Raw genomic sequence first — 18,450 nt, forward strand, 5'->3', positions numbered from 1 at the left:
AGTCATTCCTTTCGGAGGTGTCCCGGACCCGCCGGCGCTTCACTGCATCCGGTCTGCCCGCTGATGGCCGCTGCCGGACGGGCATGGATTGCGGTTGTCCCGGGCGCTTCATGCGGCATGCGCGGCAGAGCGGAACCGGCAGCCCGTGCAGAGCCTGAAGCGGAATCGATACCGAGTTCGCGGCAGATGTCCAGTAACTGGTCGATGCGGTGGCCGCAGGTGTGGCGATTCATGATGGTCTCCCTGCCATGGCGGGCCAGTTCCGCAGCCCGGGAGGGCTGATCGAGCAGGGCCAGAGTCAGGCGCTCCATTTCCTGTGAGTTGCGGGCGTAGAGGAAATCCACACCGCCGGAGAACAGTCGCTCGCTGTCGTTCCATGGTGCGGATATCAGCGGAATACCGCAGGCCAGGGCTTCGAAGGGCCTGATGGTGGGGATTCCGGGCAGGGCGGTGGCATAGGGGCGGCGCGGTATATGGACGGTCAGGCGGTATCTGGCAAACACTGCCGGTACTTCGAAGTTGGGCAGCCAGCCGCCATAATGAATGCCGGCCTGTTTCAGCAGTGTCAGGGCCTGGGGGGGATAGCGCACCCCATAGACGGCGGCCCTGAGTCCCAGCCGTTTTACCGGTTCGATCAGGAACTCCCGGATTTCCTCGGTCCGTTCCTCGTCTCCCCAGTTGCCGATCCACACCAGATCACCTTCTTTTTTGACCGCGTTCAGCGGATGGAAAACACGGACATCCGCCGCTTCATGCCAGACCCAGGCTCTGCGTGCCCACCCGCGGGAAAGGTAGATGTCGCGGATCGTGGCGCCGTAAGCCAGCACGCCGTCGAACCCGGACAGGTCATAGACCTGCATGGCAGCGGGGTCCGTGACGGAGCGGTGATGGGTGTCGTGAAACAGCAGGCGGTAGTGTCCGTTTTTCAGACGGTGTCGGCTGAGGCGGCTTACCAGTTCGTGCTCGTTCCATTCGTGGACGATGACGAGATCCGCCCCGGACAGCACGCGATCGAGATCGAGCCGGGAGAGGTCGTACCGGTTGCCCTGCAGTCGGGGGTAAACCCCGCGGAATTTACCGAGGACGATATCCCCCTTTTCGATCATCAGGTTTCTGTAGCTCCAGCCATCCTCAGGCTCGTAGACATCGACGTCATGCCCCCTGGACAACAGCTCGGTCACCACCCCGCGTAGAAAATGGGCATTTCCGTGATTCCAGTCCGAGACGATCGAGTGGTAGAACATGACAATCCGCATCAGGCTTCCTTTCGGGCGGGTCGCTCGGGAACAGCGGCAGAGCCGGTCAACGAGGCATAGGCATCCAGGTATCCTGCAGCCATCTTTTCTACGGAGAAGCTGCGGCTGCGGAAGAAAGCCTTCTCGGCCCACCGCTCCCTCAGCTGCCGGTCCCTGCACAACGCCGTCAGGGTAGCGGCAAGCGCCTCCTGGTCATCCGGAGGGACCAGTATGGCCGCGTCCTGCCACAGCTCCCGCAGGCTGGGAATGTCCCCCAGCACCAGGGCGCATCTCGACATGGCGGCCTCCAGCACCGTCAGGCCAAAGGGCTCGTAACGGGCCGGATGGGCGTAAATGGAGGCGGTTGCGAACCAGGAGGCCAGCCTCGGCGGGGGGAGGTAGCCGAGATGCCTGACGTGGTTGAATCGGACCGGCGAACCCTCCGGATGCTGCTGCTCACCGGCGATGTATATCGGCCAGGGCAGGGAACCGGCCGACTTCGCCACTGCGCCGATGTTTTTGGCCTCGTCCCAGAGACGGCCGACCGTGAGTATGAAATCCGCCTTTTTGCCGGCCTCGAAAAAGCCGCGGCTGCGGCCGTTGTGAATCACCCGGCCCATGGCAGGAGGGCGGTAGAGGGCACCAATGCTCCGCAGCATGGCCGTGGAGGGTGCCGTTACCAGCCCGGCTGCGGTCAATCCCTCGGAAACCCGTTCCCGGTACGTTTTGAAGCTGGACGGCAGTGCCTCTTTCCGTACAGCCTGCCACCAGGAAAGGGCGCATGAGTGGGCGGCCACCAGGCAGGGGCGGCTCCACGGCAGGGCGGCATGGGTAAAGCCGTTGAGATGCACAAGATCCGGGCCAAACCGGTCTGCCAGCGACAGCAGCCAGGTGCCGCTCCGTTCGACATCCTCCCAGGGGTCCTGCATCCATTCCAGTCGAAAGGTGCTTTCATGGAGTGCCAGGGCAGGAATGGCTTGCGCATCGATCCGCTGATTAACAGTGAGCGGTTGCCCCATGGTTGCCAGGACAACCTCGATGCCATGCTCCGAAAGCCCCCGGGCCAGTTCCAGAGCATAGGTCCAGATGCCGCCGATCGCATCGGCCGTCATCAGCACCCGCTGCAGGGATGGAGCGGGTTTCCCGGTTGGAGCGGGGATGGCGGGCTGTACTGTGCAGTGGTCCAGGAAATGCATCGGCCGGTGACCTAACGCCCATATGCGGCGTCAAGGGTAACGGCGACGCCGATCAGGTTCTCTGCCTCCGGATCGAATCTTCCCCCTCCGGTTCTCAGTTGACGGCACCAGGAAACCGCAGCCCGGCCCCCCCAATCATCGGGGGGGACCGCAATGGTTTCGCGGGCAGTCCCTTTGAAGCGTTCCGCAGTGAAATCGTAAAAGGAGCCGTTGACATTCCTGAAGCAGGCGCCCCCCTTTGTGCCGAAGAAGGTCGATTCGATCACTGCATCCTGTCCTGCCGGCAGGTTCCAGGAGCAGGCCAGGCGAACCACGGCGCCGTTTTCCAGGGCCAGCGACACCACGGCATAGTCTTCGACCATCCCTGAAAAACCGTTCAATTGCCGTCCCTGCGCGAATATCGTGCTGGAGACGTTTCTGACAGCAGGGAAATCGAAGAACCACAGGGCAAGATCAACCAGGTGACTGCCGAGGTCCATCAGACACCCCCCGCCGGAGAGTTTCATGTCATAAAGCCAGGGCTTGTCAGGGCCATAGGCATTGTGGAAAACCAGATCGGCCGCGTAGATATCGCCCAGTTCCCCCTTCCGGACCAGGTTGTGCATCTTGCGGATGCCATCCGTAAAACGGTAGGAGTAATCGACAGCCAGCAGGCGGTCGGACCGTCGGGCAGCAGCCACCACCAGCTCGGTTTCACGGGCATTTCTTCCGAGGGGCTTCTGGCAGAACACCGCCAGTCCGTGGTCGAGCGCGCGAATGGCCTCGGAACAGTGACCGGCGCTGGGCGTTGCGATGACGAGGCCATCAAGCTCCATGCCGAGCAGGTCGTCCAGAGTTTCGACTGTCGTGGCAGACGGCACCGTCTTCGCCGCTTCCCGAGCATTTTCGGGCGATATGTCGGCGATGGCGGTAATTTCCGCCTCGCCGGACTGCAGGATGGCGTTCAGGCGATGGCGCCCGATCCAGCCGGTGCCCAGAAAACCCAGCCTGGGGAGTTTTTTTTTGCGGGTCATGGTGCTCCTTTCGAATCGACAGTATTGACGGTCGATCTTCACTGCAGAGCCGAAACATGCAGGTCACGGCATTTTCAGGCCTCGGATAGGACGGCGTTGCTGATTCAGACGATCGGACAGAATCTACTGCGAGGCACTGACTGTGCCCTTCAGGAAACCGTCCGTACATTCGATGAGTGTCCAGTAGGCGGCATTCGTGGCGAAAAAACTCGTCAGACAGGTGTGATCCGAATGAAACCGGCTCCGCCGGTGATTAGAGTTGTGCTGGCCGCATCACGTTCTTTCCCGTATCAAAATTGCTTTGTTTGTATAAAATGCTTTAATTTAAATAACAATTCTAGCAGCGGGTCCGGGGCTGTCAATTGGGTGCCCTAAAAAGAAAGGGGAATGCGAAGCGCCGTAGTGGGGCTCCAATCCCCTTGATCTTATGGTCGATTACTGCCTCCGCAGGTCAGGAGATTCCGTAGTGGTGCTCCGTTTGCGGCAGGAACTCCTGTATCGGGTCCCGAGGATACGGCAAGAGCATATTGAGAGGAGGTTCCATGCGTGTCGAAACCGATCTGAAGCTGGGCTTCCGGAACGTGCTGATCAGGCCGAAGCGTTCCAACCTGAAGAGCCGTTCCCTGGTGGAATTGCAGAGGACCTTTTCCTTTCTTCACAGCCGCCGGGAGTGGAGCGGCATTCCGGTGATCGCCGCCAACATGGACACCATCGGTACCTTCGAGGTTGCCAGGGTTCTCGCTTCCCACGGCCTTCTGACCGCCGTACACAAGCATTACACCTTGGAGCAGTGGGACCGCTTTCTGGAAAGCTGCGACGACGGCATCTACTCCCATATCATGGTCAGCGCCGGCGCCACTGATGACGATTTCAGCAAACTGGGACGGATTCTGGCCGATCATCCCCGGCTGGCCTTCATCTGCCTGGATGTGGCCAACGGCTACACCGAGATCTTTGTCGATTACATCGCCAAGGTGCGCAGCGCCTTTCCGGACAAGACCATCGTGGCGGGCAATGTGGTAACCGGCGAGATGGTGGAGGAGCTGCTGCTTTCGGGTGCGGATATCGTCAAGGTCGGCATCGGCCCCGGTTCGGTCTGCACCACGCGGGTCAAGGCCGGGGTAGGTTATCCGCAGCTCTCGGCGGTAATAGAATGCTCCGATGCGGCACATGGGCTGGGTGGCAGGATCGTGTCAGACGGCGGTTGCATCTGTCCGGGGGACGTGGCCAAAGCCTTTGGCGGCGGCGCCGATTTCGTCATGCTGGGGGGGATGTTCGCCGGTCACGATGAAAGCGCCGGGGACCTGGTTGAAAGGGATGGCCGGCAGTACAAGCTGTTTTACGGTATGAGTTCCGCGACCGCCATGGACAAGCATGCCGGCGGGGTCGCCAATTACCGGGCATCGGAAGGAAAGACGGTGGAGGTTCCCTACCGGGGACCGATCGTCGAAACAGTCAAGGATATCCTGGGAGGAGTGCGTTCCGCCTGCACCTATGTCGGTGCCGCGGCCCTGAAGGAGTTGACCAAGCGGACCACCTTCATCCTGGTGGAGGAACAGGAAAATCAGGCCTTCTCGTGACTTGCGGCTGTAAGGCGACTCTGCTGTCATGAATACCGGATCGCGCCCCCACGAAAAAACCCTCTCCGGCAGGAGAGGGTTTCGGTGCTGATCGGGAAGTCCGCGGCATCAGTACTGGGAAATGGCTTTGAGCTGGGCCGGAGTGAGGGTGTTGAGGAAGCCCATGCCGCCTCTGTTGCCGTTGATGGCATTCTGGATCGAGCTGGCAGAGCTGCCGCGCTTGCTCGCGCCGTGGCATCCGGAACAGTACGTGTTGTAGAGCGAGGCGCCGTCCTGAGCCGATGCCGGTGTTGCTGCCGGTTTCGGTGTGGAGGTCGGCGCTGGGGTCATGGTGGCTTTGGGAATGGTCGAAGGAGTCATGGTCGGTTTAGGAACGGGCGAGGGAGCCCGTAGGGAGCCACCATCGCTCTCGTACGTGCTGCCGCCGGGCGCCGAAGTGTCGCTCTCCGTGGTGGCGGCGACGGCAATGGTTCCGAATTGCACGAGATTGGCGCACATCAGTACCGCAACAAGATTTTTCGCTCTGTTCGACATGCTTCACCTCCATGGTCGTTGACGCCCGGCGAACCGGGCTGTACCCATGCGATTCCGCAACAGGCTTATATCCGCTTTGGAGTTTCATCGGGCCAGCGTCCTTTTCAAAGCTCCTTCCTTGTGGTTGATTAAACAATTGTCATGCTAGAATTTTACTGCCGGGAAGATGGCTGTCAAGCTGACCCCGGGGGTGATGCCGTCGCGGAGCGTCCCATTCTGAGGTATAGTTGCTGGCATGAAGGCGGATGGACGAAAATACGGGCGTCCCGCCGGCGTGCGGACAGCCGCATTGCAGCTGACCAGATTCAACCTGGTCGGAATCGTCAACACCCTCCTGGATTTTGGTCTCTTTTTCCTTCTATCGGGAGCGGGCATGACCTATCTGCTGGCACAGGCATGCTCGTACGGCTGCGGCATCGTCAACAGCTACATGCTCAACAAGTACTGGACCTTTGGGGTGACCGGCACCAGGGTGTCGGAGCTGTTCAGGTTTGTGACTGTCAACCTGTCGGCCCTGGCGGCATCGGTGCTGCTGGTGTATCTCTTTCATTCGCCGCTCCGACTTCCGCTGGTGCATGCCAAGGTGGCCGCGACTCTGCTGACCATGACGATCAGTTTCTGCGGCAGCAAGTTCTGGGTCTTCAGACGGAGCGGACTGACGCTTGAACAGGATAGGGAACGATGAGCGGAGGAAACTGGTCGAGGCCGTTTCGATTCTCCCTGGTGCTGATGCTGCTGATCAGGCTCGTCCTGGCGGTGGTTGTGAAAGGCTACCATACCGATGTGCAGACTTTTCAGGCCTGGGCCCTGCAGGCGGCGGAAAATCTGCCCGGCTTCTACTCGGGCGGAACCTTTGCCGATTACCCCCCCGGCTATATCTATGTGCTCTTTCTGATCGGCACGCTCAAGAAGCTGCTGTTCATCCCCACCGGTTCCCCGGCTTTTCTGGCACTGATAAAGCTGCCGGCGATCATGGCAGACCTGGCGACCGTCATTCTGATCCACCGGCTGGCAGCGGCGCTCAGAGGCGAGCGCTTTGCGCTGGTCATGGCTCTGATGTACGGTTTCAATCCGGCCATTATCGTCAATTCGGCTGCCTGGGGGCAGGTGGATGCGGTCTTTACGCTGTTCATCGCTTCAGCCCTGGTGTGGCTGGTCCAGGACCGGCTCCCGGCTGCCGTTTCAGCCTATTCGGTTGCGCTGCTGATCAAACCTCAGGCACTGATCTTCACGCCGCTGCTGTTGTATGCCCTGGCCGAGCATCTGATGCGTCCCGCGGGCCTGCGGAAGGTGCTGGCAAGCGTTATGTCGGGAATGGGAATCTTCGCAGCCGGCATAGGGTTGTTTGCCCGCAACGGGGGGCCTTTCTGGGTTTTCAGGCACTATGGCACAACCCTGGTTTCCTACCCCTATGCCAGCCTGAATGCCTTCAATCTGTTCGCGCTGACCGGCGGAAATTTCCAGTCTGAAAACGGTGCCTGGCTCCTGTTCTCCTACCGAAGCTGGGGTACCTTCTTCATCGCAGTGACGGCGCTGTCGGCCCTGGCAGTATGCTTCCTGGGACGGGAGAGGTCGAGGGTGCTCTACGCGGGTGCCTTTCTGGCTGCGGCGGTATTCCTGTTTTCGTCCAGAATGCACGAACGGTATCTTTTTCCGGTGCTTGTTCTGATCCTGCTGAACTATCTGTATGCCCGGGATCGCCGATTGCTCGTTCTCTACATCGGTTTCAGCATCACCCACTTCATCAATGTCGCGCAGGTGCTGATCGCCAGCACCGGCGGAGTTTACCATCTGGCGCGCTTCGACCTGGTGCTGCTGTCGGTTTCAGCCGTCAATCTGATGCTCTTCTGTCTGATGGTCGGTCATGGCATCAGGTTTTGGATTCTGCCGGGCCTGCGCGGATACTGTGCCCGCGAAGCCCGTCCGGAGACTGTCGGCGCCGGTGGGGCGGACGTGCGTTGAATCCGGGCGCAGCGCGCCTGCCGCGCGCCTGCCGCCGTTTTCCTCCATGGTAAAGTTCCGCATCTGCCGTACCACGTAGAGTGGCCTGCCCTTGCTCTCGTCATAGATCCGGCCGATGTACTCGCCGGCAATGCCGAGCATCATCAGTACAATCCCGTTGAAAAAAAGGTTGACCATCATGCTGGAGGCCCAGCCGTCGATGATATGGTCGGTGAACAGCTTCCGGTACAGGACGATCAGCAGATAGCTGAAACTGAAAAAGGAGAGCAGTATGCCCAGGTAGGAGGAAAGTTTCAGCGGTTTGAAAGAGAACGAGGTAATGGCATCGAAGGCGAACTTCAGCATTTTCCTGAGCGGATACTTGGTTTCTCCGGCAAAACGTTTTTCCCGGCAGAAATCCACGCCGATCTGTTTGAAGCCGAGCCAGCTTATGATGCCGCGGATGTAGCGGTTTCTCTCCTTGATGGATTTGAGCGCATCACACACCGTCCGGTCGATCAGGCGGAAATCGCCGGTGTCGACCGGGATGTCCACATCGGTCATCTTCTTCATCAGGCGGTAGAAGAAGGATGCGCTGAGTTTCTTGAAAAAGGTCTCACCCTTCCGCTCCCCCCGTTTGCCGTAGACGACGTCATACCCCTCTTCCCAGCGTGCGATCATCTGGGGAATGACCTCAGGCGGGTCCTGGAGATCCGCATCGATTACGATCACGGCCTCTCCCTGCGAATAATCCATCCCTGCCGTTATGGCGGTCTGATGGCCGAAATTCTTGGCAAATTCGATGACTTTTATGGTGCTGTCGCGTCCGCACAGATCGTTCAGGATCGAGAAGGTCCGGTCGGAACTGCCGTCGTTGACGAAGATGATCTCGTAGGTCTGGTGCAGTTTCTCCATCACGGCATGCAGTCTCTGGTACATTTCGACCAGGACCTTTTCTTCGTTGAAGACCGGCACGACAACCGAAAATCGTATGGTTTCCGACATGCTCACCCCCGGTGCTGCTACCCGGCGCCTTCAGATGTACCTGCGGGTTGAAGTCAAAAATTCCAGCTTTTCAGCCACCTCAGTCTGGCTATGGAGGTTTCCGGCGTCTGCATGCCGGACAGAAGCGGGTAGAACAGGACAAAGAGCAGACCGGCCAGTCCCAGGTAGCCATAGACGGCATAGCGCGCCCTGGGCCAGGTCTCGATCGCTTTCTTCATGAGGTAGACCTGGGAGAGGATCACGAACGGCACAACGGAAAAGAAATGGTATATGAACGCCAGCCGCGGAATGACAGCCCAGGGCAGATACTGGCACGCCATCCCGGTAAAGACCACGGTCATCCCCCTGTCCCGCTCCACGGCCGCCAGAACGGCGGCAATGATGACCGCCGGTATGCCGGCCCACCAGATCACCGGATTGCCGAAGCTGGCGATCGTGGATACCTGACCCGGCGGAAGATCGCTTCCCGTGTAAAGCCAGACCGGCCGAATGTCCAGAGGCCATGTCCACCACGGCGACGAGAAGGGATGGATAGCCTTCAGCTGGCTGTGGTAGGCGAACATGTCGCGCTGGTTCCTCAGTACTTCCGACAAGTCGTGGCCCGGGCCCCTGATGAAAAATGGCATATAGGAGAGCAGGTACAATGCTGCCGGCATCACCAGCAGAAACAGCAGGCAATAGCCCGACACCCGCAGCAGGTAGCTTCGCTGATGGTCTCCGGCTGCCTCGTCGTGCGGAGCCGCTTTCACGGTGCGGTGCATGTGCAGGGCCACCAGAAGGGCCAGGCCGACTCCCGCGTACAGGCTGATCCATTTGGAGGCGGCGCCCAGCCCGAAGCAGAGCCCGGTCAGGAACAGCGGAACAACGCATTGTTCCGGATCATCGGAAACGTCCTGCAGGTAGAAATCGCACAAGTAATAAAACATCAGCATCACGAACACTGTCGGGTAGACATCGATGACCGCCAGCCGCGAATGCGTGAAGTGCATGAAATCGACCATCATCAGGAATGCGGCACAGAAGGCGTAGAAACGGGCACCGAACAGCTTCTTGCCGAACAGGTACATGATCGGCAGCATGGCCGCTCCGAAGAGGACCCCCGGCAGGCGCCAGCCGATGGAATTCATCCCGAACAGGGCAATGCCTGCAGCGATCAGCAGCTTCCCCAGGGGGGGGTGCGTCGTCTCATAGGGCTCCATGCCGTGCAGGTATTCGTAGGCTGTGCGGGCGTGGTAGAGCTCGTCGAAATAGAAGCCGCTCCGGAAAGAAGGGACATATTCGAGCGTTTCAGGCTCGTCGAACAGATTCAATGGACTGCCGGCACCGGCGGAACCGTCGGAGATCACTCTGAAATTTCGAAGGGGGGTCCGGCTTCCCCTTTCTATGATGGCAATCTCGTTCAGCGTGCCCCCGGGAGGGTCAGCCACCACTCTCAACCGTGATGTTCTCACCGTCAGTTCGCTGTACCTCCAGATGCCGCACTCCTTCTTCTCGATGTCCGCCAGCGGGAGATAGCTGTCTCCCGTGCGATAGAGGATCAGGAATTTGGCGTTGTCGTAGCGGTTCTCGTTGATGCCGCTGTAATAGTAGATCCGGCTGATGTCTATGTCCCGGCCGAAATCGATCTCGAAGGAGGCTCCGGCCTGCAGCGGCTGCCACGCCGTGGAAGGCACTTTGAAGCTGCCAAGGTCGTAGAGCGCAACCATCAGATACACCAGAGTCATTGCAGCCATGACCAGGATGTCCCACCGGTCGGTCATTGTGGAACAGGGGGCACCGGCGGGTGCTGTCGCGGATTGTGGCGTTGCTTGTGCCATCGAAACCCCGGCGTGACGCACCGGCAAGGAGAGTAGTCTGGTGCTTGCTGCTAAATTCTACCAACTAATCCGATTAAATAAAGCCGGGGCAGCAGCGGAGAAGGGCCGGCAGGTCAATCGCCGGGAGGAGAGGGATGAGGGAAATGTAGAGGGTGCGGCGGCTGGGTGATGATTTGTCACTCCTCCTCAGAGGAGAAACGAAGGGCGCTGAGGCAGGGGATGGGAGAAGCCGGCGCGGTGATCAGGCATCCAGGACGTCCCTCACTGTCCGCAGAAGCGTGTATGGAGCGACAGGCTTGGACAGGAAGTTCAACTGCTGGTCCATAACTCCCCTCCTGTTGAGAACATCGCCCGTGTAGCCGCTGGTAAAGATCGCCTTGACGCCGGGTGCCATCCTGCGGATCTCGTCGAAGGCCTCCTTGCCGTTCTTGCGTGGCATGATCACATCGAGGAGCAGCAGTTGGATCGATTCCCGGAACTCTGCAAAGCGGCTGACAGCCTCGTCGCCGTCCGCCGCTGTCACAATCCGGTAGCCGAATTCCTCCAGGGTCTCCTTGATGGTGCTGCGCACTTCAGGGTTGTCCTCGGCCAGAAGGATGGTTTCGTGTCCTCCACGCGGGATGGGGTTCGATGTGAGGCCGCCATCGCTGATCGCCTCCACGCTGAGCGGCAGATAGATATGGAAGCTGGTTCCCCTGCCCGGTTCGCTGCAGCAGGTGATGTAGCCGTTGTGCTGTTTGACGATGCCGTAGGCCATGGTCAAGCCGAGGCCGGTTCCTTTGCCGATATCCTTGGTGGTGAAAAAGGGCTCGAAGATCCGTGCCATTGTTCCCTGATCCATGCCGATGCCGGTATCGGTAAGGGAAATCAGGGCATACGAACCGGCTTCCCCATAGCCGTGACCGGCAACAAAACTGCCGTCCAGGTCAGTCCGGAAGGTCCTTATGGCCAGCGATCCGCCGTCGGGCATGGCCCCCCTGGCATTGGTGGCGATATTCATCAGCACCTGTTCGATCAGGCCGGCATCCGCCAGGATGGCGAGATCGTCCCCCAGGCCGATGGAGAGTTCAATGTCTTCTCCGATCAGTTTGGGCAGCAGCTGTTCCATTCTTTTTATGATGTCGTTCAAGCTCGTCGGTTTCACCGACATGATCTGCTTGCGGCTGAACGACAGCAGGTTGCGCGTAAGCTTGGTCGCGTTTTCCGCCGACAGAATGATCTGGTCGACATATTTCTTGAGGGGGGAGCCGGGTTCCAGTTTCATTTCCATTATGCCGGCATTGCCGAGCACCCCCATGAGGATGTTGTTGAAATCATGAGCCACGCCCCCGGCGAGCGTTCCGAGCGCTTCCATCTTCTGGGCATGTCTGAGCCTCTCCTCGCTGGCCCTCAGTGCCAGCTCGGCCGCCTGTTTCTCCTCCCGCAGGCGGATGAGCTCAAAGGCCCGTTCCAGAAGCCTCAGCAACTCCACCGGTCTGACAGGCTTGTGCAGGTAATGGAAGGCGCCATTTTCGAGCGCGCTGACCGCCGAATCCACATCAGCGAAGGCCGTGGCTATGATGCAGATGCATTCCGGATCCCGGCGCTTCAATTCGGCCAGCAGCGTTGTACCGAGCCCGTCCGGCAGCTTCTGGTCGATCACCGCGACGGTGGGGCGCTGCTCTTCCGCCAACCGGAGACCTTCGGCATACGAATAGGCCGAACAGGGCTCATACCCGCTGTCTCTGACGATGTCCTCAAGAGAATCGCACAGTGCTGCGTTGTCATCGACAATCAATAATTTTTTATTGGCCATGGTCGTGTCCCGTCAGTGGGTACTCGCGTGCCCGTCGGTGCAGTTGTTTTTCAAAAGCTTCAGCAGTTGAACCATGTCGATCGGCTTTCCCAGGAAACAGAGCGCCTTTTCATCGAGCGCCTGACGTATCAGGATGTCCATTTCCACCGCATAGCCGCTGATGAAAATGGCGACCATGTCCGGCTTGGACCTTTTGATCCGCCGGTAGGCTTCCAGGCCGTTCAGGGCAGGCAGCTTCATGTCGATCAGGAGAACGTCGAACGGGATATTCTCGCCCTGTCTGACCGCTTCTTCGCCGTCATGGGCCGCAACGACCCTGAAGCCTTCCCCGGTCAGCACGTCAACCAGGTTTTCGCAGAAGTCGCAATCGTCGTCCGCCACCAGGATGAGCCCTCCTGTGCCGGTCGTTTTCGCCTTTTCGACGGTAGAGAAGAGCATGCCCATGTTCAGGGGCTTGTTGAGGACAGCGCAGACCCCCTCGTCGATTGCCTGGGTGACCAGCGATGCGACACTGTATGCGGTGACGAGGATCACCCGGAGATCCGGGCGGAGGCGCTTCATTTCGATGAAGCTTTCCACCCCGTTCATCCCGGGCATCTTGATATCCATGATCACCACGTCGAAGGGGGCGCTGACCACCTGGATGAGCGCACCTTCACCGCTCCGGGCCGTGGTGACCTGGTACCCCTCCTCCTCCAGCACATCCTTAGTGCTGTCGAGAAAATCCTCGTTGTCGTCCACCAGCAGAATTCTCGTTCCCATGTATCCCCCGGTTGTGCTCAAAGTGGTCATCACACTCAATTGGTCAGGTTAACCGTGCCATTCGCCTGCAGCTCCCGGGAAGCCATACCGTGGCACGCGTACCGCTGCCGGGCTGGCTGGAGAGAGAGACCGTGCCGTCATGTTCCTCCACGATCTTGCGGACAATGGCAAGGCCGAGGCCGGTGCCGCGGGCCCTCGTCGTAAAAAGCGGTTCAAAGGCGTGGGCTGCCGTTTCTCCATCCATGCCGGTGCCGTTATCCTCCACGACGATCTGCACGCCATCTCCCGTACGCGACGTTGCGATATCCACCCGGGGACGATAGGCCTCCTCCTTTTCCTTCTCCTTCCGCGCAGTCACCGCGTGCAACGCATTCTCCACCAGGTTGGCCACCACGCGGCGCATTTTGTCCCGGTCGAAACGCACCGGGGGAAGCGGAAGGCGGGATTCATGCAGGGTGCAGATCTCCTCGGGAGGCGTCAGTTGCTCCAGCAGCTCCCGCAGCCAGACATTGATGTCCCCCTCGCTCGTGTCGGACAGGCTGCCCCTGGTATACTCCAGCAGGTCTCCCACGATCGAATCGCTCAGGGTTACCTGCTGCTCGATGCGGTGGATATGCTTGTCGACCTTCTCGTCCGTGCCGTGGAGCCGCCGCGCAAGATAAAAGGCGGAAGAACGTATGACTCCGAGCGGATTGCGAAGCTCATGGCTCACGGTTGCGGTCAGCTGGCCCAGGACCGACAGCTTTTCCCTCCTGATGAGTTCTTCTTGCGCCGCTTCGAGGTCTGCGGTACGTTCGCGCACCATTTCTTCGAGGTGTTCGTGCTGTCTGGCCAGTTCCCGCTCGGCCAGGGTGCGTGCCTCTACCTCGGTGACCAGTTCCGCGACTTTTTCGTTAAGTTTCGTCTGGGTGTTCTCAAGATCCCTGTTTTTCGCGTGAAGTTCCTGATAGGAAGTCTTGAGGTCAGAGGCCATCCGGTTGAGGGCCTCTTCGATCATGGACCACTCGTCGCTTCTGCCGAGCCGGATGCGGGTTTCCAGGTTGCCCCCGCTGATGGCTTCAATGCCAGCGCTGATCAGCATCATCGGCTTGCGGATATTGGCGAGAATGAAGAAGACGGTAAATGCAGCCGACAGGAGCACGGCCGCAATCGACAACATCAGGATCAGTCGGCGGGAGGAATGCATGACCGTACGGATTGCATCGCGCATGGTGCTCGTGGAGTAGCTGAGCTGGGCGTCGATCTGCTTCATGCTGTCCATGATGCGCGTCTTCACCTCTTCCAGTTCACGCAGATGCTGCTGCAGTTTGGCGGTTTCCTGGAAAAAAGCGGCCAGCGCATTGCGGTAATGCTTCACTTCAGCGGTCAAGAGCGGACCGTAACCGGCGATGGCCGATTCCGAGGCGGTCAGGGTCTGCATTCTCGGGACCAGTTCGTCCAGACGCGCGATTATCAGCCGTTCGCGTTCTGCCTTGTCGCTGCCGATCTGTTCGGAAGCGGCTTTCGCAAAGAGCAGATTCGTCTCCAGCACCGTCTCGTTGTAGCCGTTGACGAGGTTGCTCAACTGCTCCATGATGGTGGGATCGAACCCCTTCAGGATCAGTTCCATCTTCCTGTCCGATATGGTCTTCTCCAGCTTTTCCAGGGACAGGCGCAGCATTCTGTTATAATCTTCCGTTTGGCGGACGGTCTTGTTGATCCGGGCACACTGGTCGAGAATCGCGCGCAACATGCGGCTGAACTCCGTCAGCGTTTCTGCCAGCCGCTGATCGGTGCTTTGTGCCGCCAACCTGTCCGTTGTTGCGACCAGCTGTTCTCCCTTGGTCTTCAGGTACTCTTCCTTTTTGACAAAAGAGCCGGCCAGCAAGCTGGTATCGCTGAATACGCCGGAGAGTTCGCGCAGCAGTCCTGCATTTTGGAGATTGCGGCTGACGTCGCTGACAACGGTTTTCGTCAGCAGCTCCTCGATGTGGTTGAACGAAAACAGCAGCACCACGCCGATCAGGGCAAACACCACGAGGATCAGCACGTTCATTGCCAGAAGCTTTGCTGTAAGGCCGGTATGACGGAATGTGAATGCGCGGCTCATGTGAACCCCTGCAGGGAGAAAGGCGGTCCGGCAGCTTTGTCTGCCGTGGTGTTTTCGACACATCGACGTTCAGCAGCAGTGCGGGTCGTTATGGATCCGAGGGACCCGAGCATCGAGGTCAGGCACGTGATCTCAGTTTTCCCGTGTCCTTACCAGTTCCACTCCCCGCAAAATTATGGGTTTCGGCTCCATCCCCAGCGATTTCATCACCGTCAGATTGATCATGCGTTTGCCGAAGCGGTTTCGGCCGATGGGGATCTGTCCCGCCGGAGTCCCGGCCATGGCTTTGCGGAGCATGGTTGCGGCGGTGGATCCCTGTTCCTGGCCGGTTTTGATGACGGCGCTCAAAAGGGCGTATTCGACTGCGTAGGCATTGGTGCCGATGGTGGATTTGCCGAACATGCGCGCAATGATGGGCATGACTTCGCGATCCTTCATCGGTTTGCCCTCCTCATCGGTAATGCCCTCCAACGTTTCAACGAATAGGAGATCGCTTTTTCTCCTCAGCTCTGCGGTCATCGTCACTGCCTCTTTCAGGGTAGAGGGGGTTTTGAAGTCGACGACTTTTACTGGATAGCTGTCCGCCTCCTTGCGCACCTGTTGGAATACCAGCGCCGCTACGGGACTTTCCCGCATGATGAAGCCGATCGATTTGATGGAAGGTGCCAACTGACGGGCAAGGGCGATGGATTCGCTGAGGTGGAGGCGTTCAAGTATCCCCGAGACATTGGAGGCGGGATAACCGTACTGTTCCGGTTCGGCATTCACGCCGCAGAACATGACCGGCGTGGAGACCTTGTCCTTGAGATAGGGGACCACGAACATGGATTGGGCATCGTCATCGGCGGCAATTATACCATGGGGTTTGAACTCCTGATAAAGCGCATAGGCTTGCCGCGCTTTATCAGGTCCGCCGGCAAAATTGGTCTTGGTGTTCATGTAAAAATAGCGAATATCGCAGGTGCCCCCCAGTACCGAATCGATACCCTCCTTCTGTTCCCTGACCCACGGGAATGTCTCCTCATAGCTCATGACAACCATTACCCTGCAGTCGGCCGCTTCTCCTATGCCGGCTGCCAGCAACTGGACGAGAACCATGAGCGATAACAGCGTATTGCGAATAATGTTGCCTCGCATGAGGCGCCTCCTCGACATTTTTCTCCGTGTTTACCGGTGCCTTGCCCGGTCGGGGGCCGTGGTGCTGTCCTGGAGCCCGGCTCCAGCGCGGAGTCATGATAACATGTTTTTATTAAAGATAGAGGCAAATTTAATAAAGCTTCGTTACGAAAACGGGAAGAGTGGACCTTCCTTGCCGGGACTCCAGGCGTTTCTCGTGCGGAGGGGTGCCCGGTATGCCACATTTGAATTCGGTGGCAGCCTGGATATACTTCCAGTAGGTCATGGGAAGAGCCGGGTGGCTAAACGAGAGCAGGGAAGGGGGACGAACATGAAGAATCGGGCGTGGTGTGTGCCGGTTGCTATCGCGTTGATTCTGGGAGTGTCAGAACCCGGCAAAGGGCAGGAAGCATTTGTCCAGGCGCCAGGTGGAAACATGGCTGATATGAAATTCACGGCTTTTCCGGGTTTGCCGACCTGCATAATAGGATCGGTCCAGAATGGAGATCCCGCCAAAGGGCCCTCCATCATTCTTGCCAAGGCAGCGGCCGGATGCACGGTTCCATGGCACTGGCACACGCCGAACGAACATATCATGATGGTGTCCGGTGTGGCCAATCTGGAGATGAAGGGTGGACAACCGCTGGCACTTCAGGCGGGAGGCTTTGCGATGATGTCTTCCCGGCATATCCATCAATTCCGCTGCGGAGCGGGGCCATGCGTATTCTACCTTTATACCGATGCTGTCTTTGACATCCATTATGTGGATACGCAGGAGAAGGAAATCACGCCGGACCTGGCGCTGCGGACAGTTGGGGAGACGGTGGTGAAGGAGATGAACAAGGTGCCGTGAGGCTAGACAGGGTGGAGCTGGTCGTTCCCGGATGGCACAAATGCAAAAGGGTCAGCTCTTTATTGGCTGACCCTTGTTCTTCTTTTGGAGGCGGCGAGCGGATTTGAACCGCTGAATAAAGGTTTTGCAGACCTCTGCCTTACCACTTGGCTACGCCGCCATGCATGACGTGAATAGCATTTATATAAAACTTATCATGGTGCTGTCAATCCTTATTTGAACTTTATGGCAGTGCCGGTGGCGCGATACTCGGTGGAGGGCAGGATCAGGTAGGTGGTCGTCGTGCCCGTAACCTCAGACTCAATGACGGCGTCAGCCCCCATCTTCTCAGCCTCGGCCCGGAGGGCGTCCAAGCCCCATTCGCGGATGTCGGGTTTCACCTCGTAATCGAGGATTCCATAAACCTCCCGGGTAACCTGAATGTGTCCCAGCTGCACATAGGGGCGGATCAACTCGTCATGTGACAGAAGCGGGGGCTGCTCACGTGATGGAGCGGGTTTCCCCGTGCTGCAACCGGTCGGCAACACTGTCAGGAGTATCAGAAGGCAGAGAAGGGCTTTGCTTCGTGAGATTTGCATGGCAGTTTCATCCTTTGCGCGGCGAATTTCCCTCTGGACAGCCAGTTGGTGTCCATGCTAATATCTGCCGCTTTTTAAGGCAATAGAAAACATATTTTTTCGAGCTAAAACCTTAGGTCAAGGAGCAAGAAAATGTCAGGCCATAATAAATGGAGCACGATCAAGCATAAGAAGGGTGCTGCTGATGCCAAGCGTGGCAAGATTTTCACCAAGCTGATCAAAGAGATCTCGGTTGCTGCCAAGCTGGGGGGAGGAGACCCGAACGGCAATCCGCGCCTGCGCACGGCGGTCGACAAGGCCAAGGCCGAGAACATGCCCAAGGACAACATCGAGCGGGCCATCAAGAAGGGTACCGGCGGAATGGAAGGGGTCACCTACGAGGAGATCATCTATGAGGGCTACGGCCCGGGGGGCACTGCCGTCCTGGTGGAGGTGATGACCGACAACCGCAACCGTTCGGTTTCTGACATCCGCAGCATTTTCACCAAGAACAACGGCAACATGGGTGAGGCGGGCTGCGTGGCCTGGATGTTCAGCAAGAAGGGGTTGATCACCTTCGAGAAGAGCATTGATTTTGAACAGCTGTTTGAAGCGGCCATCGAAGCGGGTGCCGATGATGTGGCCGAAGAAGACGAACAGTTCGAGGTTACCACCGATCCCTCCGCCTTCATCGAGGTGCGGGAGGCGCTGGAGGCCAAGGGTTTCAAGTTCGCCAATGCCGAGGTGACCATGATTCCCCAGACCATGGTCGCGCTGGAGGGCAAGCATGCAGAGAGCATGCTCAAGCTGATGGACAAGCTGGAGGACAACGACGATGTCCAGAATGTCTATGCCAACTTCGACATATCGGCCGAAGAGATGGAAAAGATGATGTAGAGACAAGGGAGCTTCGGCTCCCTTTCTTGTTGATAGGCCAGACGTTTGCGGCCTGTCCTC

Annotated in this window: 15 protein-coding genes and 1 tRNA gene; 4 read left to right on the top strand and 12 right to left on the bottom strand. The window is 58.6% G+C overall.

The annotated features are described in order from the left end of the window. Positions 1-2: 2 nt before the first annotated feature. Genes GSVR_RS06515 through GSVR_RS06525 form a run of 3 tightly spaced genes read right to left on the bottom strand, consistent with a single transcriptional unit; the run spans position 3 to position 3,444 of the window. The gene (locus tag GSVR_RS06515; RefSeq protein ID WP_173196904.1) at positions 3-1,256 is read right to left on the bottom strand and encodes a glycosyltransferase; all 1,254 of its coding nucleotides are present in this window, start codon (positions 1,254-1,256) and stop codon (positions 3-5) included. Next, positions 1,256-2,431 (bottom strand): glycosyltransferase family 4 protein, encoded by a 1,176-nt coding sequence (locus tag GSVR_RS06520; RefSeq protein WP_203978825.1) that lies wholly within the window; start codon positions 2,429-2,431, stop codon positions 1,256-1,258. Before GSVR_RS06520 ends, GSVR_RS06515 begins: the two co-directional genes overlap by 1 nt. Positions 2,432-2,442: 11 nt before the next feature. Further along, a complete protein-coding gene (locus tag GSVR_RS06525; protein ID WP_173196906.1) occupies positions 2,443-3,444 on the bottom strand; it encodes a Gfo/Idh/MocA family protein in 1,002 nt (333 codons plus the stop codon). A 542-nt stretch (positions 3,445-3,986) separates the two neighbouring features. On the opposite strand from GSVR_RS06525, the gene GSVR_RS06530 reads away from it, so the two are divergent. After that, positions 3,987-5,024 (top strand): GMP reductase, encoded by a 1,038-nt coding sequence (locus GSVR_RS06530; RefSeq protein WP_173196908.1) that lies wholly within the window; start codon positions 3,987-3,989, stop codon positions 5,022-5,024. Positions 5,025-5,132: 108 nt separating this feature from the next. On the opposite strand, the gene GSVR_RS06535 is transcribed toward GSVR_RS06530, so the two are convergent. After that, positions 5,133-5,558, bottom strand: coding sequence for a cytochrome c (locus GSVR_RS06535; RefSeq protein ID WP_173196910.1), 426 nt, complete (start codon positions 5,556-5,558; stop codon positions 5,133-5,135). Between the two features lie 289 nt (positions 5,559-5,847). On the opposite strand from GSVR_RS06535, the gene GSVR_RS06540 reads away from it, so the two are divergent. After that, a complete protein-coding gene (locus GSVR_RS06540) occupies positions 5,848-6,243 on the top strand; it encodes a GtrA family protein (protein WP_203978826.1) in 396 nt (131 codons plus the stop codon). A 1,139-nt stretch (positions 6,244-7,382) separates the two neighbouring features. Here the strand turns inward: GSVR_RS06540 and GSVR_RS06545 are convergent. The 6 genes from GSVR_RS06545 to GSVR_RS06570 form a co-directional block, all read right to left on the bottom strand. Beyond that, a complete protein-coding gene (locus GSVR_RS06545) occupies positions 7,383-8,504 on the bottom strand; it encodes a glycosyltransferase family 2 protein (protein WP_173196914.1) in 1,122 nt (373 codons plus the stop codon). Positions 8,505-8,557: 53 nt separating this feature from the next. Then, positions 8,558-10,321 (bottom strand): phospholipid carrier-dependent glycosyltransferase, encoded by a 1,764-nt coding sequence (locus GSVR_RS06550; protein WP_173196923.1) that lies wholly within the window; start codon positions 10,319-10,321, stop codon positions 8,558-8,560. Positions 10,322-10,562: 241 nt separating this feature from the next. Beyond that, positions 10,563-12,116 carry a response regulator gene (locus GSVR_RS06555; protein ID WP_173196925.1) on the bottom strand — a complete coding sequence of 518 codons (1,554 nt, stop codon included), beginning with the start codon at positions 12,114-12,116 and terminating at the stop codon, positions 10,563-10,565. Positions 12,117-12,128: 12 nt separating this feature from the next. Beyond that, on the bottom strand, positions 12,129-12,878 hold the full coding sequence (locus GSVR_RS06560; protein ID WP_173196927.1) for a response regulator: 750 nt from the start codon (positions 12,876-12,878) through the stop codon (positions 12,129-12,131). A 43-nt stretch (positions 12,879-12,921) separates the two neighbouring features. Beyond that, entirely contained in the window at positions 12,922-14,967 is a 2,046-nt protein-coding gene (locus tag GSVR_RS06565; protein ID WP_173196928.1) for an ATP-binding protein, read from the bottom strand. 132 nt (positions 14,968-15,099) lie between these two features. Then, positions 15,100-16,104, bottom strand: a complete 1,005-nt coding sequence (locus GSVR_RS06570; RefSeq protein WP_173196930.1) for an ABC transporter substrate-binding protein — start codon at positions 16,102-16,104, stop codon at positions 15,100-15,102. Between the two features lie 415 nt (positions 16,105-16,519). Between GSVR_RS06570 and GSVR_RS06575 the strand changes: the two genes are divergently transcribed. After that, positions 16,520-16,936 carry a cupin domain-containing protein gene (locus tag GSVR_RS06575; protein ID WP_173196932.1) on the top strand — a complete coding sequence of 139 codons (417 nt, stop codon included), beginning with the start codon at positions 16,520-16,522 and terminating at the stop codon, positions 16,934-16,936. An 85-nt stretch (positions 16,937-17,021) separates the two neighbouring features. On the opposite strand, the gene GSVR_RS06580 is transcribed toward GSVR_RS06575, so the two are convergent. Further along, positions 17,022-17,096, bottom strand: a tRNA-Cys gene (locus GSVR_RS06580). Positions 17,097-17,148: 52 nt separating this feature from the next. After that, entirely contained in the window at positions 17,149-17,514 is a 366-nt protein-coding gene (locus GSVR_RS06585) for a hypothetical protein (RefSeq protein WP_173196934.1), read from the bottom strand. 132 nt (positions 17,515-17,646) lie between these two features. On the opposite strand from GSVR_RS06585, the gene GSVR_RS06590 reads away from it, so the two are divergent. Further along, positions 17,647-18,390: a YebC/PmpR family DNA-binding transcriptional regulator gene (locus GSVR_RS06590; RefSeq protein ID WP_173196936.1), complete on the top strand. Its 744-nt coding sequence runs from the start codon at positions 17,647-17,649 to the stop codon at positions 18,388-18,390. The last annotated feature ends 60 nt before the right edge of the window (positions 18,391-18,450 follow it).

The sequence above is a fragment of the Geobacter sp. SVR genome (assembly GCF_016865365.1).
GTDB lineage: Bacteria > Desulfobacterota > Desulfuromonadia > Geobacterales > Pseudopelobacteraceae > Pelotalea.